Here is a 25,120-nt window from a genome sequence, read left to right on the forward strand (position 1 = left end):
GGACTCAAACAGCGTTTTTGTAGGGTTTAAGTAGAACTTAAGTAGAGCCTAAGTAGAACTTAAGTAGAACTTTTAGTAGAATTTAAAAACCACACAAAAACCTGATTATAAACAAGATAACTTAATTTTTGTAGGGTTCAATCCGAGATTCCCAAAATTCACTACGGCTGATCTTTAGTGAGTGTCCATGCAGGGGTTGAAGGTACATACTTGATAGGTTGGGAAAGGGTTACTTATTCACTCCCAGCACTCGAGGTCGGACTCCAGCTCGGGGAGCTGGCTACGGTGGAAGGTGGGCTCCTTGATGCCTTGGCGCTTCTGGCGGCGATAGTCGTCAAGCAGTCGGCAACGCCTGAATCAGGCTCAGCCGCCGTTACCTGGTGCGTCTAGCGGTTGGCGTGATACCTTTGAATTTCTTAAAATTACGGTAGAAGGCACTGGTAGAAGTAAAGCCTGACTTAAACATCACATCGTTGATTGACAACTCGGGATGCGCTTTGAGCAACTGCGAAGCATAATCGACGCGCTGACTGTTGATGTAATCAGAAAATGAGATGCCCATCTCTACATTGATGGCATTGTAGATGTAGTTGCGGTTGCTGTTCAGCAGTCTGGCCAAGTCGCTGACCTTCAGGTTCGGATAAAGATACAGTTTCTCTTCGCTCATCAGCTTGCGGATCTTCTCCAAGAGTTCGCTATAGGCGCAGTCCTCTGGAATCGGCTCTGATTCCAAGAACACCTCGGCTTCAATATCCTGCACAGAAAAGCGCTGGTTCAGGCCCACGTGTCCTATCAGAAGGAGCAGCATGGAGAACAACACGGCAGGTATGGCAAGGGGCACAGCCTCGTCTATAAAGCGCTGACGTCCTATCAGGTTGAAGACAAAGGAAACGAGCGACGTGACAGCAAAGAGCACCAATAGGGTCTTCACCCAGACAATCCGTTTACCCTCAATATCCGAATAATTCGTTTCGACAACGGCATTATAAGCCGTAATCCGGCGGAACCCGAAATAGAGCACTAAAGGAACCTGAAGTGCAAACACGATCCTGACTGCGACATGAATCATGGCCTGCCAGAAAGTAAGCCCGGAAAGGGAGGCGAACTCATTGCCATATAGATAATGCTCAATGAAGAGGGTCATCTCCTGACGATCCATCAGGATATAGAGCAGACCTACGGCCACGCCGCCAAGCAGCGACGGCAGCAGGCAGAGGGCCTGTCGCCAGCGATTGGGACGATAATCCGTCAACTCCTCTATATACAGGTAATAAAGTGGGAACACCGCCAGATTACAGAAGCAGTAGATGGCATCCGTCAAGGGAATCACGGCCATCAGACGATTGAAGTAGATGAAATGGGCCAGATAGAGCAGCGTTGCCGTTGCCATGAAAAACAGCAATCTCGTCTTTGCCATATTCCGACAATCGTAGAGGCTCAGGACTATCAATACCGAGAGAACGCCACATACAATCATGGGCAAGGAGGACACCAGAATTGCTAACATGGTTGCAAAAGTAATGCAAATTCTTCAATTATGCAAATAAAAAAGACGTAAAGGTTATAAAAAAGCAAATAAGTGTAGAATGACACCTGCCAAATACGGAAAACCCTGTAGAATAAGGGGAATTGGACTATAGAGATGCAGATTGGGGAAGAAATCGAATCATCTGATAACGGAAATTTGCGAATTCGGGAAAACTTTCTAAGAATAAGAAATCGTAAATTCACCTCTTTTTTATATCTTTGCAATAATTAGACAACTATAAATGATTAATCTATGGGAAAGTATCTATTATTTTTGGCATTTATAACGATGGGCCTGATGGCTTGTTCAACAAAGGAAGATGTGGCAGATGAGCGCGAGCCTCTAAAGCCCGAGACCCCAGTAGAGAAAGACGAATGGGAGACTATCCAGCCTGATGGCGGTGTGATAGAAAGAGATGATATCACCATCCAATTCCCCAAAGGAACGTTCAGCAGCGAGACGAAAGTGGCTGTGACTGAAGTGAGCAAAGGTCAGATCTTGGGAGAGGATGAGGTGTCGAAGTTCTATCAGATTACATTGCCTTATTCTTGTGCGAAAGAATTTAAGGTAAAAATCAAATGTGACAAGAATGGCGATGATATCAATGCCGTTGTACATGCACCTTCAATGGCCATTGGTCCTTACAAAAAGAAATATTCTGACATTACCTTAGAAAGCACTTATTCTAATGGGGAGTATACTTTTACCATTCCTGCTTCCAGCAATGAAGGGGTGTCAGACAATGCCAACCTTTCTGTAGGAATAGCAAAAAGAAACAGGATCGCTGGCGAGTCAGCTGGGACAAGAGCCGTGGGTGGCATCTCATGGCATTACGACATTGGTACTTTTCATCAGCAAAAGTATCTTGCAAATTGGACTAAGGCTGATTATCCAGGTACAATAAAAAGTGCTCTTCAACAATTACAGGAACTTGGGTTCAAAATAGATGGGACGCGCAACCTGCCTGTCTCTTTTGAGGTAATGGATGAAGGGACGAGCGGTTATCTGGATCAAGATGGATGGAGTGATATATGGAATGGTATCGTTTTGAATGATCGGTATATAACTGACTTTGATAATTACAATGCCAAATACCCCGTCAAACGCACGTGTATACATGAACTATTACATTATTATCAGTCATATTATGACCCACGATGGCCCAGTGTAAAAATGGCTACTGATGGGGATGAGAGAATGATTTATGAATGCGCTGCTGTTTGGTCGGAAAAGTTTAATGACGGAGGGAGCCCTTCTCTTGATTTTGTATCTCAATATCTTCCTAGATTCCTGACGAGTTTAACGGAAGTAAAAAAAGCTCACGAGGATGACAAGGAGTCCAAGAACTATTATGCAGACCATGGCTATGGTATGGCAGCATTGATAGAATATTTAACGACCCAGCGAAAATCAGAAGGTATTGATGACAACTCGGTTGTAGAACTCTATGAGATCATAAAGAGTAGTTCTGCCAAAATAGGTTTTTCACTATCAGGGACTACGTTTGATTTCCTAAAGTCGTGGGTAAAAAAACACAATTCCACTTTCTTTGAGAATGATGGCTACGATGACTTCATCTTAAAGCTGATGACTGGAAAAGTGTATACTGAGATAAAACCTTCTCAAGCAGTTAACGGTAGCACCAACCAACTAAAAACAGATGGAGAGGTTTCTTTTAATGGTACGTGCTATCCATATGGTGGTTACATCTGCAGGACTCAGTTATTAGCAAATGGTGAAGAGGATCAATTCAAAGAAAAAGGTTCGCTAACAAACAAGCAACTCGTTATTGAGCAAAATCAAGATGGGGTTAAGACTTACGTAGTGGCCCAATACCAGGGCGGATTAATGCAAATTGACGGAAAGGCTACCAAGGGCTCTCCTATAATTATTGATGGTAAAACTCTGGAGTCGTTCCGCAAAAACGAGAATTACAACGTTAACTTCTATACAATTAGTACCAATAGTAATAATCAATCTACATTACCAACGGAGGTAAAAGTAGAATTGAAGGATATGGAAGAAACAGACATTAAGATTACGAATGTTAACAGTGTCTATTTTTACTGTCATCTTAATTCCAAGATAAAGCGTAACAACATGGATCTCAGCACCAATCTGGGGTTCTATTCTGATTATTATAAAGATGTTAAGTTTACTGTATCACAATCAAAAGAGACCGTTCATGTAGAGGGTAGTCATAAAAGCCAATATTCTGCTGACAAGGGAGAGAAGGGCGAATCTGAGACGTATATTTCATTCGATATCACAGGTTTTACCGACAACTTAGCAAAATGCAAGATAGAAAACTTTACATACACCTATTCTTCTGAATTAGTATATCCAAACGATTGGGATTACGATATTTCAAGGGATATTGACAACATAAAGTGTACTCTTACCGATATTCCTGCATCAGAAGTTAATCTGTTACCCAACGTCTGGACGGAGGATGGTATTAAAAGTATGGGGATATTGTCATTTGACGGTAAGGGGGAAAAAGCGTTTAAAGTTGTGGAATTCGAGCATACGGATACTATGTATGATAAAAAAGGTAATCCTGTTACTGACGAATATGAATTAACTCCATCAGCTAACGATGAGATCGAGTTTTCTATCACATTCTATTATACTAGCAAAAAGAAATAATTATGGATATGAAAAAAGCATTTATAACATGGGTATTTCTGGCTGTGGTAGGCAGCGGAATGGCACAGATCGCGTCGCAAGCCTCTGACAATTTCCCTACGGAGGGAAATATGTTTTACATGGAGAATGGGAAAACGACCAGGGGAGACAGTGAGGTCAAGTGGTCATTCAATTCGGTTGTCGAGCATTGTTTTGATAAAAACAAGGAAGGCCAAGAAGCATGGTTGATGACAGCTGACGGAGAAACACAGCTGAAGGTAACATTTGAATACAATACCGACGATGAACGCTATAAAATCGAGTCGTCAGATGTTCAGTTCTGCTTCTATGAAGGCAATGACCTTTTTCATGACAACAAAGAGTTGATCAATGATCCGGAAATCATCGGTACTTATAAAAAGACAGTATCAGGGAAATCGGTCACTTTGTATATGACGGCACCTCAAGCGTTCCAGGATCCCACCATTTCGTGGTACAAATTCTATGTGATTCTAAAAATGAAACTCAAGGGTATAGGAGACGCTTCTGTCGCCAGGCAAATCGGCGTCAGCCGTAATGGTCTTTTCCTGTTGCATGGACTGAACAGTAGCAGAGAATGTTTCTTCCCGTTTAGAGAATACTTGCTGAATACAGCCCAAAATTATTTTGTGAACCAGATATATCTGGGAGACTATAGTTCAACGAACACCAGTTCATTCTCTGACAACACACATGTGAATCGTGTCGTGGAGAAAGGCTTGCACCAGCTCTGTGAGAATTTGCTCAAAGCCGGTATTGCAAGTACCAAGTATGATATGATAGGTCATAGCATGGGGGGTATCCTGGAGCGTCTTTACATCCAGGAAATCGACGAGGGGCACACGAACAGGCTGATTACCCTGAACACGCCTCACTTCGGATCGATATTGGGTAATATATTCGTAGAGTATGATGAATTCCGAAAGACTCCAGGAGTGGAATACTACAGGGCTATAGAATTGTTCAACGGGCTATTGAATGATGCCTTTTCAAAAGATCACAGCATGCAAGCTGTGAAAGACCTTGCCAAAAACAGTCCAGCCATTAAGAAGTTGGCGTCGAAAAGGAATAACATCATAGGAATACCCGTGTGTGCTGTAGGCTCCGAAATTAATGACCTGACTTTCAAAATGGTTGCCAAGGAGAGCTTCTACGCCATTTTCCCCAAAATAGCCTCTTTCCTTTTTGACGCGAAAGCCGGAACGGGGAAAGCCTATCTTGACAAGGAAGCGGAAAAGGGGTCGGACTATGTGGTCTCAGTGGAAAGCCAAAAAGGCGGATGTGAGAAAACCTATATTTACAAGGGAGATTATTCCCAGGCTATGCATTGTAAAGTTACCGAATGGAATATTATACACGAGGAACTGAACAAGCTGCTGACAGCTACCAGTTACTACGGCATCTTTTCCTCTGATTCGTTTGGGGATGTACCGGCACCCGCAAGTACCAGAGCAGAGGAGGGCGACATAGAATTCGTTACAAGGTTTGAGGAACCGAAGCCAACCTCTTTTATTAAGATTGAGGCCAAGAAAGTTAACGATCAAGACTATACCCATGAGATCAAGCTTACCAACAGCGACGATATGATGGCGAAGGTGGCCTTCTGTCTGTTGAGCCCAGACGACATGATTGCCGACTACGAGAAAGATGTGATGTATTTCGATATGAGTGGCTTTGAAGGCGAGAAGTGGATCTATGCTTTCGGCCGCACCAACTACAATGCGTTGGTGGTAGATTCTGTGAAAGTGACACTGGGAGAAGCCGGAAGTGGAATCAAGTCGGTGGAAAACAGTTCTGATCTTCGCTATGCTTTAGCGGGCAACATCCTGACGATTAAGAATGTGACCGGGCCTTACAGCGTTGCCGTATACAACTATGCCGGCCAGATGCTGACTGAAATGAACAGTAATCCGTCACACACGTATGCACTTCCCTATAGGAAGGGTCTCTTGATTATTGGTATCCGTTCGAATAAAGACGAGCGGTTCATCAAAGTTGTGACAAAACATTAGTATTCACCATCAATAATGATACAACAATGAAAAAGTATGTTTATCTTCTGATAATGGCTTTCCTCGCCATCCAGTTCCAGTCATGCTCAAATGGTGATGAATCTGAAGAGATGTCTGATGACATTAACGCAAGTACGAGGCTTTCCCAAGGGAATAAGATCAATGGTGGTCATAATACTCCGCCTGTTGAGGGTCCCATGTTCTACTTGGAATCCCCTTCCGATATGAAGGTCGTGCCAGAGGAACTCACCATTAAGGCTGAGGGCGGAACCGATAGCATCACCATTTACGTGAGTTTCGATATTAATGATAATGCTTATGAGCGGACTGTATCTTTCGACTTCGCCGACAAGAAGGCAAAACCTTGGCTTACTGGCGAATGGGTTGACAACAAATATTTGGTAACTGCCGAGAAGAATGACAGCGGTGATCCAAGGACAGTCATCCTCACCTTTAACATTTTCAATGGAGACAAGAGTGTCAATCTTGAAGCGAAGGCCCTTGTCATCCAAGAGGCAGTAGACGTAGCAAGCGTAGAGCCGACGTTGCTCGAATTCCCTGCCGAAGGCGGCGCCAAGTATGTTAAATATACTTGGGGAGGATTTAAGTGGATGAACAGACAGTTGACAGATGCTGGAAAGGAATGGATCAAGCCGGCTTGGTCGTATGATTATTATGATGAAAACAGATTCCCTCGGGAGATGTATGTGCATATAGGTCCTAACACGACAGACAAGGCACGTCAGGATACAATTAAAATGGGATTCACCCTCGAAGAGGGTTCTGATTTTGATACTCGTTTCATTATTCCTGTTGTCATCAAACAGGCGGCTGGTCCATATAGCCCAAAGGATGCCAAGAGCATCATCGTCGGCAAATGGCACCACTATATCATAGGAACCAATGCACTAACAGGCAAACCGTATACAGAATGTAACTATGATGTGGTATTCAATGTCGATGGCTCCTACAGGGAGGACAAGCATGAAGTTGGCATCAATAGAGACTATAAGTTTGAAGGATGGGAGCAAGGCACTTACGAAATAACCAAGGTTTTAATAGATGACAAGAACTGCCTCAGAGTATATCTAAACCAAACCTATACATATGGTCCAACTACGGCAGAAGCTGGTTATTCATCAGGTTCCAGGGAGACATACTTCGTAGTCTATCCACATTTCATGATGTGGGCTACTGGACGATCAAGGTATTACGACCGAGTAGAATAAAAACAAATAGCTTATGGACATGTTATCAACAAAACTAAACAATGTACTTGCCCTTTTGGTGTTTCTGACAGTCTTTTGCGTCGGAACAAGGGCAGCACAGGTAGAGACGCTCGTCGTTAAGTTGAAAAATGGTTCAGAGACAGCGTTTTTCCTAAAAGACAAGCCCCAAGTTAAATTTGAGGGCACCAATCTCAAAGTGACCTCCTCTGCAGGTGATACTACATTTGCCCTTGCAGATGTGCTGCAATTCACCTACGACAAGAGGGACACCTCAGGTATCAACGAAACAGTGACAGAACCTACTGGCGTCATTTTCAAAGACGATGTTCTGGTCGTAAGTCAGTTGAAGGTCAATGCCGTCGTGAGTGTCTATGGGCTTGACGGCATACTGGTGCGCCAGTGGAAAGCCCCTCATGCAGGCACTTTCCGCCTTAGTCTATCCGAACTGCCTTCTGGGCTGTATCTTGTAAAAGTCGACAATATCACCTATAAGATCATGAAGCGATGAAACAATACCAATACATGTTCTTTAGCCTGTTGTTGGCGCTCGTCGCACAAACAACCTTGGCACAGATAACTCAGGATGCGCTTTACGTATTCCGTAACGACGGGAGATTCAATGCCTTCTTTTACAAGGATATCGACCACATAGAGTATAGCAAGATTGACACCCTCGGCGTGGAGCAAGCCGACTACGTGGTACAGGAGGTCTATGCGCTCGACTCTGTCTTCCGTATTCCCCTATCGGCAATTGATTCCGTATCTTTTGTCACCCCAGAGATCAAATATAAGGCTGATGTGATTCTGCTCGACAAGAGCATTGCCGACTATATCACGGCTTCCGATACAATCAATTGGATCCGTTTGGCTAGCAATACGCCTGAGAACCTGATACCCCATAAGGGCGACAAGATTCTGATTGAACAAAGCAGCAAGTTCATACCCGAAGGCTTCGGAGGACGAGTGACGGAGGTGACAAAGGGTAGCGACGGCATTACCATCAGTACCGAATCACTAGCGCCTGAGGAGGCCTTCGAACGGGCCATCTTCAAGGGTTCGTTCGGCACCCAGCCCGAAGGTGGGGCCTCAACCCGTGGTTCAGCTATCGGAGGGGAAGAGACCATCGAAATGGGACCCTATACTGGCCGTGCAGCCCTCGGAGGCTCGAAGGACCTGATCAATATCGTCGACCTCTTTGCTGTAACGGCATCGCCTGAGGGAGAAATCAGTTATAGCATCAAGCCAACCATACAAGTACGTTCTTTCATGTCCATCGATGGGCTGGCTGGCGTTCACCTCGACAGCTATGCGGGTTTAGAGGCCGATGTGGAACTCTATGCTAAGGTGGCTGGAACACTGGCAGCCAGACTCGACGCTCCATTCCCCAAGATAGGTTTCTTCAAGGGGCAGTTAGGTGAGAAAGATCAGCCCTTCTACCTCAAGGGGCTTCTCAAACTCGGTCTCTTCATTGAAGGTACGGGTGAAGCTCATCTGGAAGGAGGCGTAAAAGGCCGACTCAACATGTCGCTATCAATGAAGGCCGACAAGCCTCTCCTCGGCATCGGATCTGTAAGTATCGAAAGGGATGCTACGTTCACACCACCCTCGTTTGATGCCGACTATGGTATCGGAGAATTCTCCATTGCAGATGGCCTTTTCTTCGAGGCAGCACTGGAGTTTAACAACCCCTTGACAAAGGAAGGCCAGCTAGGTTTTGGTCACCGTGCAGAGTTCGCCCCCAGAATTCTGATGAAGTCAGTGGCACTGACCCAAATCCCCGACGATCTGGTGATGACCCTCTATGGATTTGATGAAGGTGACGGCATCTACGCAAGACTTGACAGGGATGATATCTTCACATATAAAATCTATGCCAGTTGGGATCCCTATGTGAATATTCATGGATGGCAGTTCTCAGTCGACAAGACCGTTGTCGACCTGATGACTCGCTATATCGGTGTGGTGCCCGACATCAACGTCTTCAACTGTTACCCCGATCCAGCCAGACCTTTCGAGGGTATAGCCAAATACGAGATGCAGCGTCCACTGGCCTTCCCCTGTAGGGCAGGCTTAATCATGTACGACTGGAAGTATGACGAGGTGGAGACCTACTGGCGTCCAGAAAGCTATTGGAATCAATTTAGCAATACTTCCGTTGAGCATATCTTCACGTTTGATCCTTTAGTAGGCGATTCCACCTACTATTTCATCCATCCTGTGATAGAATATGCAAAGAGGCCCATCCTTTACTACGAGGACTACTATACATTAGTGAAGCCAGCATATGCAAATACACCAGAGAAAATTGTGCTCAACGATAAGAAGGAAGATAAAGAATTGTTTATCGACACAAACATCCCCAACGTGGAGTTTACGGCCGATGCCGACTGGGTAGAGGTCGTTTGGTCGCAGTATATTTGTCTGCTTACCTTGAAACATGACGTGGTGCCACCTGGCGAAGCGGGGCGTACCTGCACCCTCCACATGAAGGCCATGAACTCAAAGGGCGAAGTGCTCATCGAGCGCGACATCCCTGTGGTTCAGGAGGCTGATGAGAAGGAAGAGTTTACCGTGACACCCACCTCCTTGAGTGTACCTGGCTACAGCAAAGAGTTCCAAGGCGGCAATCTCACCCAACAGATTACCGTTACCTATCCGAAGAGTGCCAAGAGCATCCAGCTGACCAGTAGCGACGAAACGTGGTTGACGGTGGACAAAGAGAGTGCCGGCACTACTCCCACAGCTGTGAATCAGAAAGCCACCTACAATGTATACATTGCACCAAACACCAGTCTCAAGAAAGCCCGAGATGCCAAGATCACCATCGAACTAACAAAGGCTGACGGCTCTACTGCCACAAAGACTGTAACAGTCAATCAGGCTGCGATGGAAATCAAAGTGGAGATAAAACCCGAAGGTGTCATCCTCGAGGCTGAGGAAAAGGAAGGTGCCCAATACAGTGACACCAAGTCGGTCACTGTAGAAATTACGCCTTACGATGATTACGTTGCCTCACTCATCCAAAAGCAAGAAGTGAAACCCGATGCAGAATGGATAGAGGCTGTTCTCAACGGCTCGATTATCAATATTCGCGGAGAGGCCAATCCCGTCAATGAGGATCGTGAGAATACAGTAACTTATACCCTGACGCTGACCTCCGGCGATGTCATCACCAAGACCATCAAGGTGACCCAGCTGAAAAAGGCCAGCAACGAGGCATTCACCATCAGCACTAGTCCACTGCGTTTCAAGGCTGAGGGAGGTGAGATTACAGTGGTGATTCAAGGCGATAACGTAGATCATGTTAAGAGCGTTGACTTCCGAGGTCGTACGTGGCTGGGTGGTGCAGGCATGAATAAGAGCATCACCGTCTTGTGCCAGCCGAATGATAATCCAGAAGAGCGCGTAGGCGACTTCTACGTCACCGTGGTCATGAAGGACGGTAGCGAGGCAACGCAATATTTCATGGTCTACCAGGATGGATCAGGAGAAACGCCCGTCAATGAGGCTAAGGTCTCAGCTGTCACGATGATAGGCAAATGGTATCTCTCCGTCAATGGCGAGCCAGTGGAGAGCTCTGGTGAGGGCATCGGATTCGGTTTCACCAAGGAAAATTCAACCTTCTCCACCAGAATGAATGGCGACAATCTGCACGTCACATGTAAAGGTCACGCCGAATATGATATCCAAGATACAAAGATAGATGCGACATTGTCGTTTGATATCATCGATTTCAAGCATCTCGACAGTGATAAAGCGAAGATAGCCAATGTGGTCATCAGGACAAATTCTTCCAATAAGATAGAGATGAACTTCATGGGTGTCAAGATTGTTGACAGTGCAACCAGCATCGTCAATGTCGATTGTACCGATATCCCACTTACATCGGCCTCCTACAGCTATATCCGAGCTTATGGCACTGTCGGCGATGGCGTGAAGATTACCAACTACCAAGCAACGTCAGATCAGCATGCAACCTATAGCGACCCAGAGATGGAGCCTGTCGATGTCCATACCACCTATGACATTATCCCCAGTTCTGCCAACAGCATGGAGATCGACATATGGTTTGACGAATAAAATGGGATAAGTAAAGGGGACTCTTACGATGAGTCCTCTTTTTATTCCCCGAAGTCGAGGGAAAGTTCTTCTGTGCCGAGGAGGTTGTAGCTCTTGCGGTGGTAGGGGGTGATGCCATATTGGCGGATGGCATCACGATGTTTCTTGGTGGGGTAACCCTTGTTGGATAGCCAGTCGTATTGAGGGTATTCCTCGGCCAATTGATTCATGTAATCGTCACGATAGGTCTTGGCGAGGATTGAGGCCGCTGCAATGGAGAGGTATTTGCCGTCGCCCTTGACGATGGTGGTCGAGGGCAGGGCTTTGCCATCAGCAGGATCCTTGTAGGGTTTGAAACGATTGCCGTCGACGATGATGGCCTCTGGGCGCACCTTCAACTGATCAAGTGCCCGATGCATGGCGAGAATCGAGGCGTTGAGGATGTTGATTTTGTCAATCTCTTCGGGGGTGACAATGCCCACAGCCCAGGCTACGGCATCGCGCTGGATGATCTCACGGAGTTGGTAGCGACGTTTCTCCGTCAATTGCTTCGAGTCGTTAAGGAGCTCGTTTTGGTAATTATCTGGCAGGATCACAGCAGCAGCATAGACGCTACCAGCCAAACAGCCACGACCAGCTTCGTCGCAACCTGCCTCAACCTTTCCTTCGTAGAAATGACTTGCCAGCATATTACCTTTTTACTTTTTTACCTTTTTACCTTTAGAACATCTGAGCCACGCGACGGATACCAGCCACAAGGGTATCAATCTCGGCCTTTGTATTGTAGAGGGCAAACGAGGCACGAACAGTGCCTGAGATGCCCAGGCGGTCCATCAGGGGTTGGGCGCAGTGATGACCCGTACGAACGGCTATGCCCAGACGATCCAAGAGCGTACCCATATCCAAGTGGTGGATGTCGCCCACGTTGAAGCTGACAACCGCATCGCGGCTTTCGGCTCCAGAGCCATAGATGTGCATACCTTCGATGGTCATCAATTGCTCCATGCAGTAGCGCGTGAGCTCCTGCTCATGCTGTTGGATGGCGTCGAAGCCCAGCGACTCGATGTATTCGATGGCCTTGGCAAGTCCGTGGGTGGCTACATAGTCGGGGGTACCAGCCTCAAACTTAAAGGGCAGGCGCTCGAAGGTGGTCTTCTCCCACGTCACCTTGTCGATCATCTCTCCCCCACCCTGATACGGAGGCAGTTTCTCGAGCCACTCTTCTTTGCCATAGAGTACGCCAATGCCCGTAGGTCCATACATCTTATGACCACTGAAGGCGAAGAAGTCGCAATCCATGGTCTGAACATCGACCTTGAAGTGGGGTGCACTCTGGGCTCCGTCCACCAAGACGGGGATGCCATGCGCGTGGGCTATCTTGACGATCTCTTCAACAGGGTTGATCGTGCCCAGCACATTGCTGACATGGGCGACGCTTACTAACTTCGTCTTTGTTGAGAGCTGAGAGTTGAGGGTTGAGAGATCGAGGAAGCCATCGTCGGTGATGGAGATATGCTTAACGACGATGCCACGCTTCATGGCCTGCAGTTGCCACGAGACAATGTTGGAGTGGTGTTCCATCTCAGTGACAAGCACTTCGTCACCAGCCTGCATCTGCGATTCGCAGAACGACGAGGCTACGAGGTTAATAGCCTCTGTGGTGCCTCGTGTAAAGACAATCTCCTCCGTCTTACGAGCATTGATAAACGCACGCACTTTTTCACGCGCTGCCTCATGGAGGTCGGTGGCCTGTTGAGAGAGGTAGTGTACCCCACGATGCACATTGGCATTCACGTTGAGGTATTCATCCCTCATGGCATCGAGCACCATAAGCGGCTTCTGCGTGGTAGCAGCATTGTCGAGGTAAACCAAGGGCTTACCATACACCTCGCGAGACAAAATCGGGAAGTCGACCCGTACCTTATTTATATCGTACATATCACTTACAGAGTTTACAGCCGTCGCACTTGTTGAGCTCGCCACGGAAACGCTTCTCTACAAGATAGTGGAGACGATCGCGAAGGGGTTCGAGCTGCATGTGGTCAATGACCTCGTTGATAAAGGCATTCTGCAACAACAGTTTGGCCTCCTGCAATGAGATACCACGCTGACGCATATAGAAAAGGGCTGCATCGTTGAGCTGTCCAACGGTAGAGCCATGGGCACACTTCACGTCGTCGGCATAGATCTCAAGCATGGGCTGGGTATACATACGTGCCTCCTTGGTGGCCGTCAGGTTCTGATTGGTCATCTGAGAGACGGTCTTCTGGGCACCATGTTCCACCAGCACACGACCAGCAAAAGCCCCAACAGCCTTATCATCGAGCACATACTTATAAAGTTCGTTCGAGGTGCAATGGGGCACCTTGTGGGTGATCAGCGTATTATTGTCCACATGCTGCTGCTTGTCGGCAATCACACAACCAAAGCACTGGCACTCGGCTCCCTCACCAGAGAAGGTAAGATCGAGTTTGTTACGGGTGGTGCCATTGTGGAGGGTGATGACGTTGTGGTTCACACGACTATCGCGCCCCTGATCAATATAGACATTGCTCACTCGGACATTCTTATGATGGGTCTCTTCAAGACAATAGAGGTCGAGCGAGGCATTATTGCCTACGTAGGCCTCGATGACCTGAGTGGTCAGGAAGTGACGATCGTCAGCCGCATGGTCACAGAAGAGCATCTTGATTTCGGCACCCTCCTCGAGGATGATAAGCACACGACGGTTCACCATCAGATCGGCCACCTGGCGCTGAGCATTGCTGGGAGTAGCCTTTAAGATATTGATGACCTGAATAGCACGATCGACCTTCACATTCTTGGGCACATAGACCAGCATACCGTCCTGAGCCAGCATGGTGTTAAGGGCGGTCACAGCATCCTCGCTGGTCTTGGCAAGACGAGCGTAGTATTTCGAGATGAGTTCAGGATAATCGCGTAACGACCCCACGATAACACCCTCAGGTAAGGAGGGGTGGAAATTGCTCCTCAGCTCCTTATTCCTCAACTCCTTATTGCTCAACTCCTCTCCTCCTTTATAAAACATATCGTTCACCACGAAATAGAGGCTCGTGGAAAGGTTGGGCACATCACAGCGGAAGGCCTCATAAGGATCGACGGGAATCTGCAGACGACTCAGGTTCACACCATAGTCGGGGGCGAAGAGCTTCTGTATGTCCGTATACTTATAGCGCTCCACCTTTTTCGAGGGGAAGCCCTGACGACAGAAGTCCTCGAATGCCTCATCGCGAACGGCATTCATAGACTCAGGGGCATGGTCGAAGATGACTTGCCGGGCTTGCTCGTAGAGTTCTATATACTGTTGCTCACTACTCATTCTTCTCCGATTTCTTCTTTAATCCAATCGTAGCCATGCTCCTGAATCTGAACGGCCAGCTCTGGACCACCAGTCTTCACGATGCGACCCTTATAAAGCACATGCACATACTGGGGACGGATCATCTCCAACAGACGGTCGTAATGGGTGATGACAATACAGGAGGTCTCAGGAGTCTGGAGTTTGTTGACACCCTCGGCCACGATACGCATGGCATCGACATCGAGACCAGAGTCCGTCTCGTCGAGGATAGAGAGCTTTGGCTCAAGCATCGCCATCTGGAATATCTCGTTGCGTTTTTTCTCACCTCCACTAAAACCCTCATTCACAGAGCGATTGGCGAGTTTGGAGTCTAGTTCCACAATCTTCCGTTTCTCGCGCTGGAGTTTCAAGAACTCAGCAGCATTCATGGGCTCCAAGCCCTGATACTTACGCTTCTCATTGATGGCAGCCTTCATGAAGTTGGTCATCGAGACGCCAGGAATCTCTACAGGATACTGGAATGAGAGAAACAATCCCTCATGAGCCCTGTCCTCAGGCTTCATCTCCAACAGATTCTTCCCATTGAACCAAGCCTCGCCCTCTGTGACCTCATAGAGCGGATTGCCCACAAGCACAGCACTCAGCGTACTCTTACCTGAGCCGTTAGGCCCCATAATGGCATGCGTCTCACCATCGTTGATCACGAGGTCGATGCCCTTCAGTATTTCTTTCTCGCCAATCTTGGCATGCAAATTTTTAACTTCTAACATCATCTATCTGTTTTCAGGGTGCAAAGTTATCAAAAAAAGCGTAGATAACGAAATTTTTCCGATTAAAAGGAGGCTTTTTTCTATAGGAAACAAAAAAGTTGCCTAAAAATGAAAGGTAAATAGATTTTTTTTCGTATTTTTGCCAACGAAATAAAACAAGGACCTATGAGAAGGATATATTTGATGGCAACCGTTCTGATGTTTTCTCTATTCAGAATGTCTGTCTGCGCCCAGGAGAAATTGGTGTACACCCCCACCTGGACGGCTCAGGCACAGTTTGCCGGTTTCTATGTGGCTGACGCAATGGGCTTCTTTAAGGATGCAGGACTGAATGTGGAGATTAAGCATCCGACAGCCTCAAGCACAAACGCCAATCGTCTGGAGAGTGGAGAGAGCCAGCTTGTGTCGCTTCAGCTGGCATCGGCTTTGGAGATGATAAATGAGGGAAGCCAACTGGTGAATGTGCTGCAGTATTTCCAACAGAGTGGGTTGATGATTATCTCCCATCAGCCAATGAAGGGTCTTAATAGCCTGAACGGCAAGCGCGTTGGTCATTTCAGGACAGGCGCTTCCATGGTGCCCATCGCGATAGGGCGAAAAGCTAAGCTCAATATTGACTGGGTGCCCTTTATATCCCATGCCAATCTTTATCTTTCTGGTGCCATTGATGCCACACTGGCCATGAGCTATAATGAATATTTCCAATTGAAAACCGCTGGACAGCGACTGAAAAAAGAACAGATGTTGTACCTGCGGGATATTGGTTATAATGTGCCAGAGGACGGGCTTTATGTGACGAAGGATTTTTTTAAGAAGCATCGGGAGGAAGTCTTGAAGTTTGCTGAAGCCACTCGTAAAGGCTGGGAATGGGCTGCCCAGCACCCTAAGGAAACGCTTGACCTCGTGATGCTATATATGCGTCAGAGTAATGTTCCCTCTAACGTCTATGCTCAGCGATGGATGTTGGAGGAGTGTCTCAGATTGCTTACAGATCCAAAGACAGGCAAGCGTACTTACCGACTGGATCCCCAGGCGTTTGACCTTACGAGCCGCATTCTCTGTGAGGGAGGTATCATAAAGAATCGTATTACTTATCAGCAAATTACACAGCCATGAGTTCATTCCGTTTTTCACTCCCCACTTTCCACTCCCTTTACGCCAGACTTACCGTTTGGGTGATGCTTACGGTGATGACTGTTACAATTATTACCGCATTGATTGTGTCGTATATCAGTTCGTCGGCTGTTCTGTTGGGAACGAAAGAAAACGTGCAAAGCCGCATGGAGATAGCTAATCAGCATATCAACAGTGTCCTTGTAAGTGTGGAAGTCGCCGTGGCGAATACTATACCGGAGGTGGAGAACTCACTCTCAAATCCAGATAAGATGTATAGTGTTGTCCGTCGTTTGCTGGAGTTGAACCCCAATATCATTGGCTCCACGGTGGCTTTCGAGCCCAACTACTATCCTTCGAAGGGTAAGCAGTTTTCTCCATATGCCTATCGTGATATCGACTCAACAGTTCTCACCAAGCAGCTCGGCAGCAATAACTATGAGTATCATTATATGGATTGGTATCTCATTCCCAAGCTCTTAAAGCGTAATTATTGGAGTGAGCCTTATTATGACAAAGGGGGTGGTGAGCAGATGATGACCACGTATTCGCGTCCGCTCTTTGATGCTTCGGGCAACATCTATGCCATCATCACCGCTGACGTGTCATTAGAGTGGCTTACAGAGCTCGTGACGGAAAGTGACGCTGACTTCAATCAGCGGGTGCTGAATATTAAAGATAAAGAGGAAGAGGCAATGCGGGCTGTCATGGAGGGCGACAGCTCCTTCTTCTATCATCATGCATATACCTATATTATGGGTAAGGGCGGCACTTATATTACCCATCCTATGCGTGACCGTATCCTGAACGAGACCTATTTTGTCCATTCAGAGGCAACTTCCGACACGATTGATGACCATATAGGCTATGAGATGATTGACGGCAAAACGGGTATGGAAGCCGTCAATCGAGACGGTACCAAGTTCTACATCAACTATGCTCCAATAGAGCGTACGGGCTGGTCGATGGCGACTGTAATCCCTGCAAAGCTCATCTTCTCTCGCTCGATGATCTTTGGAGGTATTGTCGTGGCCATTATGCTGATAGGACTGGTGATACTGTTCTTTGTATGTCGTCATATCTTAAAACGAGTCACCAAGCCATTGGCCCTTTTTGCCAAGTCTGCCGATGAGATTGCCCAAGGCAACCTGAATGCCTCACTGCCCCAGATCGTATCACAGGACGAGATGAAGCGCCTGCACGACTCGTTTGCGCTGATGCAGACTTCGCTGATGGAGCAGATGGAGGAACTGAAAAATGTGAATGCAGCCAAGGGACGCATTGAGGGAGAATTGAATGCTGCCAAGGATATACAGATGTCGATGTTGCCGAAGTTCTTCCCGGCCTATCCTGACCGTGACGATATCGACATTTATGGACAATTGACATCAGCCAAAGAGGTAGGCGGTGACCTTTTCGATTTCTTCATACGTGACGAAAAGCTGTTCTTCTGTATCGGTGACGTCTCGGGCAAGGGTATACCCGCCTCATTGGTGATGGCCATGACACGTAGCTTATTCCGTAACGTGGCTAGTCATGAGAGTAGTCCGGAAAAGATTGTTTCACTCATCAATGAGGCAATGGCCGATGGTAACGACTCGAATATGTTCGTGACATTCTTCCTTGGAGTACTCGACCTGCATACAGGACAATTATACTATTGTAATGCCGGACACGATAAGCCTTATCTCGTAGGTAATGGTATCACAGAACTGACCAGCAATCCTGACCTGCCCGTAGGTACGTTTAGCGATACTGTTTATCATCTTCAGGAGTATCAGGTGCCAGAAGACACGCTACTCTTCATGTATACCGATGGTCTGACGGAAGCACAAGACGGCCAGGGAAAGCAATTTGAAGAACAGCGAATCGTGGATGTGCTGAAAACTGGTGGCAGTTGTAAGGAGAGCATCGCCAAGATGACAGAGGCTGTCCATAAGTTCGTGGGGGATGCCGAGCAGAGTGATGACCTGACCATGCTGGCCATCCACTATAAGTTTAAAACAAAATAATCACAAAATCAAAATATCAACAATGAAAACAACGATTGAGCAATTGGAAGACTGTACTCTTGTAACTCTTGAAGGAGAACTGAATACGGCAGCTTCTGCAGAAGTGAACACTATTTTAGCACCCCTCATTGAGAATGGGAGTGGACGTATTGTCATCGAATGTAAAGATCTGACGTATATTGCATCCAGTGGTCTACGTATCCTGCTCAGTATTCTGAAGAGTACGAAGTCGAATGGCGGTACATTGAAACTGCGGAATGTCAACGACAATGTCAAGAAGATATTCGCCTTGACAGGATTCGTAAAAATCTTCGATTTTGAATAAATACCATCATCCCACTGTGCCTTCAAGAGAGACAGAGAGCAGTTTCTGAGCCTCGACGGCGAACTCCATGGGCAGTTTCTGAAGCACCTCCTTCGCATAGCCGTTGACGATGAGTCCGACAGCCTGTTCAGTAGGAATGCCACGCTGATTGCAATAGAACAGCTGGTCTTCCGAGATCTTGGAGGTGGTTGCCTCATGCTCAAAAATGGCTGTATCGTTGTGGACATCCATATAGGGGAAGGTATGCGCACCACAGTCGGAACCCAGCAACAGCGAGTCACATGACGAATAATTACGGGCATTATCAGCTGTAGAGGCTGCCCGTACCAATCCACGATAAGAGTTCTGAGAATGACCCGCCGAGATGCCCTTCGAGATGATGGTTGACTTGGTATTCTTACCCAGATGAATCATCTTCGTACCTGTATCAGCCTCCTGATAGTTATTGGTAACAGCAACGGAATAGAACTCTGCTTGCGAATTGTCGCCACGCAGAATACAAGAGGGATATTTCCAAGTGATGGCACTTCCCGTCTCTACCTGCGTCCACGAAAGTTTGGAGTCGACACCTCGCAAATCGCCACGTTTCGTAACCAGATTTAGCACACCACCCTTACCATTCTCATCACCTGGATACCAATTCTGAACGGTGGAGTACTTCACCTCTGCCCTATTCATCACAATGATCTCGACAATGGCGGCATGCAACTGGTTCTCATCACGCATCGGAGCCGTACAGCCTTCAAGATACGACACATAGGCATCGTCGTCGGCAATGATCAATGTTCGTTCAAACTGGCCTGTATTGCGAGCATTGATACGGAAATACGAACTTAACTCCATAGGACAACGAACACCCTTAGGGATATAGACAAACGAGCCATCGGAGAATACAGCCGAGTTCAGGGCAGCAAAGAAGTTATCCTTATAGGGCACAACAGTTCCCAAATACTGGCGCACGAGGTCGCCATGTTCCTTGATGGCTTCACCGATAGAGCAGAAGATGACGCCTTTCTCACGCAATTTCTCCTTGAAGGTGGTCTTCACACTCACTGAGTCCATGATGGCATCAACGGCCGTATTGCCACTCAAAGCCAAACGTTCTTCAAGTGGAATGCCCAGTTTATCGAACGTCTTTTCGAGCTCAGGGTCTATCTTCCCGTCGCCCTCAGGTTTCTTGGCCAAAGGGTCGGCATAGTAGCTAATAGACTGATAGTCAATCTCCGGAACATGTACATGTCCCCATTTAGGCTCCTGCTGCTCTTTCCAATAGCGAAAAGCCTTCAGGCGGAACTCGAGCATCCACTCAGGTTCACCCTTCTTGGCAGAAATGAGCCGAACGATATCTTCGTTCAGCCCCTTCTCTATGATTTCCGTATGTACGTCCGTGGTGAAACCGAACTCATACTTCTGTTCGGCCACCTGACGGACAAACTCATTTTTCTTTTCTTCCATTAAAGCTTCTGTTCAACCTCAATCTCTGTGAAGGTCTCAATGATATCGCCCACCTGGATGTCGTTGAAGTTAACGAGCGAGATACCACACTCCAGACCTGTCGCCACTTCCTTAGCATCATCCTTATAACGCTTCAAGGCATCGATAGGAGCAGTATGGATCACGATACCATCTCGGATTATGCGGGCCTTGTCCTTGTTGTGTACCTTACCCTCGGTAACCAGACCACCAGCCACAGTACCCACCTTGGAAATCTTGAATACCTGCTTCACCTCAATCTCACCAGAGATAACCTCCTTCTTCACCTTATCAAGCATACCCTGCATGGTCTGCTTCACATCGTCAATGGCATCGTAGATGATGGAGTAGGTGTTAATCTCAACGCCCTCACGATCAGCAGCACGACGAGCATCGGCAGAAGGACGCACCTGGAAGCCGATGATGATAGCCTCAGAGGCAGAAGCCAGCATAACATCGTTCTCTGAGATCTGACCCACAGCCTTCGAGATTACATTCACCTGCACCTTCTCTGTAGAGAGTTTGATGAACGAGTCGGAGAGAGCCTCGATAGATCCGTCGGTATCACCCTTCACGATGATGTTCAGCTCATGGAACTCACCCAGAGCGATACGGTGTGACAACTCGTCGAGACCCAGTTTCGTGGTGGTACGCAGACTCTGCTCACGCTGGAGCTGGATACGCTTGTTGGTGATTTCGCGCGCTTCCTGCTCCGTTTCCATGATATGGAAGGAGTCACCAGCGGTAGGTGCACCATTCAGACCTAAGATGATGGCGGGCTCTGCAGGACCAGCTTTCTCAATACGCTGGTTACGCTCGTTAAACATTGCCTTTACCTTACCCCAGGCAGTTCCAGCAATAACCACATCGCCCACCTTCAGCGTACCATTCGATACGAGAACAGTAGAGACATAGCCACGACCCTTGTCGAGTGAAGACTCGATAATGGAACCAGTAGCCTTACGGTTAGGATTAGCTTTCAGGTCGAGCATCTCGGCCTCGAGGAGCACTTTCTCCAGTAGCTCGTCGACACCAATGCCCTTTTTGGCACTGATCTCCTGGCACTGGTACTTTCCACCCCAGTCCTCAACCAACAGGTTCATGTTGGCAAGATCCTCTCGGATCTTATCGGGATTGGCACCCGGCTTATCAATCTTGTTGATGGCGAATACCATTGGTACATTAGCAGCCTGGGCATGGGCGATAGCCTCCTTAGTAGTAGGCATCACAGAGTCATCGGCAGCAACGATGATGATGGCAATATCCGTCACCTGAGCACCACGAGCACGCATAGCGGTGAAGGCCTCATGACCAGGAGTGTCGAGGAAGGTAATCTGACGGCCATCCTTCAGCTTCACATTATAGGCACCGATGTGCTGGGTGATACCTCCTGCCTCACCAGCAATCACGTTCGTATTACGGATATGGTCGAGCAGAGAGGTCTTACCATGGTCAACATGACCCATCACCGTCACAATCGGAGCACGAGTAACGAGATCGTTCTCATCGTCCTCCTCCTCAGTAATGGCGTTCTGTACCTCAGCACTTACATATTCTGTTGTGAATCCAAACTCTTCGGCAACGATATTGATCGTCTCAGCATCCAGACGTTGGTTAATGGAAACCATGATACCAATGCTCATACAAGTACCGATGACCTGATTCACGCCTACGTTCATCATGGTGGCGAGCTCGGAAACAGTCACAAACTCTGTCAACTTCAGCACCTTGCTTTCTGCTGCCTGCGACTCCATCTCCTCCTGCATGCGCTCTGCAACGGCATCACGCTTCTCACGACGGTATTTGGCACCCTTCTTATTCTGGTTCTTGGAAGTCAGACGGGCCAGTGTCTCCTTCACCTGACGGGCTACAGCCTCATCGTCAACCTCAAGAGGCTTCTGGATGGGGCGGTTCTTCTTATTCTTCTTACCACCCTGCTGGTTGCCACCATCCTGGAAGTTCTGGTTGCCGCCTTTATTCTTATTCTTCTTATTGTTCTGAGCCTTGTCCTGATTGGCAGCAGCCTCGATATCCACGCGTTCCTTACCACCACGGATACGCTCGCGCTTCTTCTTTTCACCATTGCCATTGCCTCCGTGCATCTGGGCCTGCTTTTCCTCACGCTCCTTACGACGCTCCTCCTTAGACTTCTTCTTCGGACGGGTGCTCTGGTTCAGTGAGTCGAGATCAATTTTACCCACAACGTTCAGGTTGGGCATCGCTTTCTGCTCTATCTTCAGTTTGTAGACACTCGGTTCCTCGGCGACCTCTTCTTCGGGGGTATCGTCATCAACAGGCTCAACCTTGGGTTCTGGCTTGCTCTCGGGCTCTGCCTTTACCTCTGGCTTAACCTCATTCACGGGCTCTGCTTTGGGCTCTTCAACCTTTTTCTCCACAGGAGCATCTGGCTGCTGGACCTTGACATCCTCCACGGTTTCCACCTTCGGAGACTTGATTTCCTGAGGCTTAGCAGGCTTCCCGATGCTTTCCAAATCAATCTTTCCTAAAGGAGTGAAAGTCTGGCGCGGCTCTTCACGAACCTCAACAACAGGCTCAGGCCTCACCTCTTTCTTGGGTTTCTTCTCCTTTTTGGGGAACATCATGCTGGCCTGGGTCTTCACGACCTTGTCACCCTTGAACTTATCGACCAATGCCTTATACTGCTCGTCGGTAATCTTGGTGTTGACATTCGCGTCATCTCTGATCTCACCCAGATCCTTATTGTTCTTCAGAAAGTCTACTGCCGTCTGAAGACCGATATTCAACTCTGTTAGTACTTTATTTAATCTGACACCCATTCTTTACTTCTTTACTTTTTTACCTCTTTTCATTATTACTCAAACTCCGAGCGGAGTACTTCCAACAGATGGTCTACAGTCTCCTCCTCGAGGTCGGCCTTCTCAATCAGCATCTCACGCGGCGCATTGAGCACAGCCTTGGCCGTATCCAGACCGATAGCCTTAATAGAGTCGATGACCCACTGGTCGATCTCATCAGAGAACTCATCCAAATAGATATCCTCATCAGCCTCGTTCTCATTGACAACACGGAAGACGTCGATGGTGTACTCTGTCAGCATAGAAGCCAGTTTGATGTTCATACCGCCACGACCAATGGCCAGCGATACCTCCTCAGGCTGCAGATATACCTCAGCCTTGTGGTTTTCCTGATCAAGCACGATGCTAGAAACCTTTGCAGGACTCAAAGCGCGCTGGATATAGAGCTGAACATTGCTGGAATAGTTGATCACATCGATGTTCTCATTGCAAAGCTCACGAACAATACCATGTACACGGCTACCCTTCACACCTACGCAAGCTCCTACCGGATCGATACGCTCATCGTAACTCTCAACGGCCACCTTCGCACGATCACCAGGCATACGGGCAACTTTCTTAATGGTAATCAGGCCATCATTGATTTCAGGCACCTCAGCCTCAAGCAGACGCTCTAAGAACACAGGACTAGTACGAGAGAGGATGATGCGGGGATTGTTGTTCTCGTTCTGAACCTCCTTAACAATGGCACGAACAGTCTCACCTTTATGGTAGTTGTCCGAAGGAATCTGTTCCTGCTTGGGCAAATGAAGCTCATTACCCTCATCGTCCATCAGCAGCACCTCACGCTTCCAAATCTGATAAACCTCACCACTGACAACAGTGTTCACCTTGTCCTTGTATTTCTGATAGAGAGAGTCATGCTCCAGTTCCAGAATCTTAGAGGCAAGGGTCTGACGCAGGTTCAGGATAGCACGACGGCCGAACTTCTGGAAGTTCACCTCCTCACTCACCTCCTCACCAATCTCATAGTCTGGCTCAATTTTCTGTGCCTCGCTCAGGGCGATTTCCTTATTCTCATCCTGCACCTCACCATCGGCAACCACCACACGGTTACGGTGAATCTCAAAGTCCCCCTTGTCGGGGTTCACAATCACATCAAAGTTCTCATCCGAACCAAACATTTTGGCAATCACGTTACGGAAGCTTTCTTCCAGCACGCTTACCAATGTGGTACGATCGATGTTCTTCGTCTCCTTGAATTCCTGAAAGGTCTCAATCATTGAGGGGCCTTTCGCATCTTTCTTAATAGCCATTACTCTTTATTATTTAACTTTTTTACTTTTTCTCTTTTATTTGAAGGCCAACAGATATTTGGCATACTTGATATGATCCATCGAGTATGTCTTGTCAACATCGACCAACACAGGACGCTTCTTACCTTCCTGCTTCTGCTTCTCACGGATGGTCAGGGTAAAATCACGGCCTTCTACTGACTTCAGCACGCCCTGCACCTTCTTTCCATCAGCGCCCAACACTTCGAGGGTATCGCCAATATGGTTCTGATATTGCTGAGCCACCTTGAACGGCTGTCCAAGGCCGGCACTGCCCACCTCCAGTTCGTATTCGCCAAGTTCATCACCAAGTTTCTCCTGAAGGAAACGGCTCAACTCAGCACAGTCTTCAATCCACACACCATCGGCATGGTCAATCTCGATGACAATTCTGTCATCAGCACCAAAAATAACGTCTACCAGAAAATAGTCGTTGCCCTGCAACCACTCTTCCGTCAATGTTTGAATAATTTCCTTATTTATCATCTAACATTTATTA

At 47.5% G+C, this 25,120-nt stretch carries 17 protein-coding genes; 8 read left to right on the plus strand and 9 right to left on the minus strand.

The window, feature by feature from the left end:
* Positions 1–373: 373 nt before the first annotated feature.
* Entirely contained in the window at positions 374–1,417 is a 1,044-nt protein-coding gene (locus BMY16_RS06830) for a helix-turn-helix domain-containing protein (protein ID WP_170836032.1), read from the minus strand.
* A 363-nt stretch (positions 1,418–1,780) separates the two neighbouring features.
* Here BMY16_RS06830 and BMY16_RS06835 point away from each other — a divergent pair, with 363 nt between their 5' ends.
* From BMY16_RS06835 to BMY16_RS06855, 5 genes are all read left to right on the plus strand, one after another.
* Positions 1,781–4,177 carry a hypothetical protein gene (locus BMY16_RS06835; RefSeq protein ID WP_091841160.1) on the plus strand — a complete coding sequence of 799 codons (2,397 nt, stop codon included), beginning with the start codon at positions 1,781–1,783 and terminating at the stop codon, positions 4,175–4,177.
* 8 nt (positions 4,178–4,185) lie between these two features.
* Positions 4,186–6,207: an esterase/lipase family protein gene (locus BMY16_RS06840; RefSeq protein ID WP_170836033.1), complete on the plus strand. Its 2,022-nt coding sequence runs from the start codon at positions 4,186–4,188 to the stop codon at positions 6,205–6,207.
* Between the two features lie 110 nt (positions 6,208–6,317).
* A complete protein-coding gene (locus BMY16_RS06845; protein WP_139207155.1) occupies positions 6,318–7,436 on the plus strand; it encodes a BACON domain-containing protein in 1,119 nt (372 codons plus the stop codon).
* 13 nt (positions 7,437–7,449) lie between these two features.
* Positions 7,450–7,944 (plus strand): T9SS type A sorting domain-containing protein, encoded by a 495-nt coding sequence (locus tag BMY16_RS06850; protein WP_091841165.1) that lies wholly within the window; start codon positions 7,450–7,452, stop codon positions 7,942–7,944.
* Positions 7,941–11,516: a BACON domain-containing protein gene (locus BMY16_RS06855; protein WP_091841166.1), complete on the plus strand. Its 3,576-nt coding sequence runs from the start codon at positions 7,941–7,943 to the stop codon at positions 11,514–11,516. Before BMY16_RS06850 ends, BMY16_RS06855 begins: the two co-directional genes overlap by 4 nt.
* A 41-nt stretch (positions 11,517–11,557) precedes the next feature.
* Here BMY16_RS06855 and BMY16_RS06860 read toward each other — a convergent pair whose 3' ends face one another.
* From BMY16_RS06860 to sufC, 4 genes are read right to left on the minus strand one after another with little or no spacing between them, the layout of a single operon-like run.
* On the minus strand, positions 11,558–12,184 hold the full coding sequence (locus BMY16_RS06860; RefSeq protein WP_091841168.1) for a ribonuclease HII: 627 nt from the start codon (positions 12,182–12,184) through the stop codon (positions 11,558–11,560).
* Positions 12,185–12,215: 31 nt separating this feature from the next.
* Positions 12,216–13,433, minus strand: coding sequence for an aminotransferase class V-fold PLP-dependent enzyme (locus BMY16_RS06865; RefSeq protein ID WP_091841169.1), 1,218 nt, complete (start codon positions 13,431–13,433; stop codon positions 12,216–12,218).
* Between the two features lies 1 nt (position 13,434).
* Positions 13,435–14,835: a Fe-S cluster assembly protein SufD gene (sufD, locus tag BMY16_RS06870; RefSeq protein ID WP_091841171.1), complete on the minus strand. Its 1,401-nt coding sequence runs from the start codon at positions 14,833–14,835 to the stop codon at positions 13,435–13,437.
* Positions 14,832–15,587 (minus strand): Fe-S cluster assembly ATPase SufC, encoded by a 756-nt coding sequence (sufC, locus tag BMY16_RS06875; protein WP_091841488.1) that lies wholly within the window; start codon positions 15,585–15,587, stop codon positions 14,832–14,834. Before sufC ends, sufD begins: the two co-directional genes overlap by 4 nt.
* 165 nt (positions 15,588–15,752) lie before the next feature.
* Between sufC and BMY16_RS06880 the strand changes: the two genes are divergently transcribed.
* From BMY16_RS06880 to BMY16_RS06890, 3 genes are read left to right on the plus strand one after another with little or no spacing between them, the layout of a single operon-like run.
* Positions 15,753–16,703 carry an ABC transporter substrate-binding protein gene (locus BMY16_RS06880; RefSeq protein ID WP_091841172.1) on the plus strand — a complete coding sequence of 317 codons (951 nt, stop codon included), beginning with the start codon at positions 15,753–15,755 and terminating at the stop codon, positions 16,701–16,703.
* On the plus strand, positions 16,700–18,712 hold the full coding sequence (locus tag BMY16_RS06885; RefSeq protein WP_091841174.1) for a SpoIIE family protein phosphatase: 2,013 nt from the start codon (positions 16,700–16,702) through the stop codon (positions 18,710–18,712). Before BMY16_RS06880 ends, BMY16_RS06885 begins: the two co-directional genes overlap by 4 nt.
* A gap of 22 nt (positions 18,713–18,734) precedes the next feature.
* Positions 18,735–19,037: an STAS domain-containing protein gene (locus BMY16_RS06890; RefSeq protein ID WP_091841175.1), complete on the plus strand. Its 303-nt coding sequence runs from the start codon at positions 18,735–18,737 to the stop codon at positions 19,035–19,037.
* Between the two features lie 6 nt (positions 19,038–19,043).
* On the opposite strand, the gene sufB is transcribed toward BMY16_RS06890, so the two are convergent.
* Genes sufB through rimP form a run of 4 tightly spaced genes read right to left on the minus strand, consistent with a single transcriptional unit; the run spans position 19,044 to position 25,107 of the window.
* Entirely contained in the window at positions 19,044–20,492 is a 1,449-nt protein-coding gene (gene sufB, locus BMY16_RS06895; RefSeq protein ID WP_091841177.1) for a Fe-S cluster assembly protein SufB, read from the minus strand.
* Positions 20,492–23,308, minus strand: a complete 2,817-nt coding sequence (gene infB / locus BMY16_RS06900; RefSeq protein ID WP_091841178.1) for a translation initiation factor IF-2 — start codon at positions 23,306–23,308, stop codon at positions 20,492–20,494. The genes sufB and infB overlap by 1 nt, the downstream gene beginning before the upstream one ends.
* Positions 23,309–23,343: 35 nt before the next feature.
* On the minus strand, positions 23,344–24,603 hold the full coding sequence (nusA, locus tag BMY16_RS06905) for a transcription termination factor NusA (protein ID WP_091841180.1): 1,260 nt from the start codon (positions 24,601–24,603) through the stop codon (positions 23,344–23,346).
* 36 nt (positions 24,604–24,639) lie between these two features.
* Positions 24,640–25,107: a ribosome assembly cofactor RimP gene (gene rimP / locus BMY16_RS06910; RefSeq protein WP_091841182.1), complete on the minus strand. Its 468-nt coding sequence runs from the start codon at positions 25,105–25,107 to the stop codon at positions 24,640–24,642.
* Positions 25,108–25,120: the final 13 nt, after the last annotated feature.

The sequence above is a fragment of the Prevotella sp. ne3005 genome, from assembly GCF_900110085.1.
Lineage (GTDB): Bacteria > Bacteroidota > Bacteroidia > Bacteroidales > Bacteroidaceae > Prevotella.

Coding starts and splice junctions, on each gene's coding strand:
- BMY16_RS06830 (WP_170836032.1), bottom strand. CDS start 1,417: ATGGCAAAGACGAGATTGCTGTTTTTCATGGCAACGGCAACGCTGCTC.
- BMY16_RS06835 (WP_091841160.1), top strand. CDS start 1,781: ATGGGAAAGTATCTATTATTTTTGGCATTTATAACGATGGGCCTGATG.
- BMY16_RS06840 (WP_170836033.1), top strand. CDS start 4,186: ATGAAAAAAGCATTTATAACATGGGTATTTCTGGCTGTGGTAGGCAGC.
- BMY16_RS06845 (WP_139207155.1), top strand. CDS start 6,318: ATGTCTGATGACATTAACGCAAGTACGAGGCTTTCCCAAGGGAATAAG.
- BMY16_RS06850 (WP_091841165.1), top strand. CDS start 7,450: ATGGACATGTTATCAACAAAACTAAACAATGTACTTGCCCTTTTGGTG.
- BMY16_RS06855 (WP_091841166.1), top strand. CDS start 7,941: ATGAAACAATACCAATACATGTTCTTTAGCCTGTTGTTGGCGCTCGTC.
- BMY16_RS06860 (WP_091841168.1), bottom strand. CDS start 12,184: ATGCTGGCAAGTCATTTCTACGAAGGAAAGGTTGAGGCAGGTTGCGAC.
- BMY16_RS06865 (WP_091841169.1), bottom strand. CDS start 13,433: ATGTACGATATAAATAAGGTACGGGTCGACTTCCCGATTTTGTCTCGC.
- sufD (WP_091841171.1), bottom strand. CDS start 14,835: ATGAGTAGTGAGCAACAGTATATAGAACTCTACGAGCAAGCCCGGCAA.
- sufC (WP_091841488.1), bottom strand. CDS start 15,587: ATGTTAGAAGTTAAAAATTTGCATGCCAAGATTGGCGAGAAAGAAATA.
- BMY16_RS06880 (WP_091841172.1), top strand. CDS start 15,753: ATGAGAAGGATATATTTGATGGCAACCGTTCTGATGTTTTCTCTATTC.
- BMY16_RS06885 (WP_091841174.1), top strand. CDS start 16,700: ATGAGTTCATTCCGTTTTTCACTCCCCACTTTCCACTCCCTTTACGCC.
- BMY16_RS06890 (WP_091841175.1), top strand. CDS start 18,735: ATGAAAACAACGATTGAGCAATTGGAAGACTGTACTCTTGTAACTCTT.
- sufB (WP_091841177.1), bottom strand. CDS start 20,492: ATGGAAGAAAAGAAAAATGAGTTTGTCCGTCAGGTGGCCGAACAGAAG.
- infB (WP_091841178.1), bottom strand. CDS start 23,308: ATGGGTGTCAGATTAAATAAAGTACTAACAGAGTTGAATATCGGTCTT.
- nusA (WP_091841180.1), bottom strand. CDS start 24,603: ATGGCTATTAAGAAAGATGCGAAAGGCCCCTCAATGATTGAGACCTTT.
- rimP (WP_091841182.1), bottom strand. CDS start 25,107: ATGATAAATAAGGAAATTATTCAAACATTGACGGAAGAGTGGTTGCAG.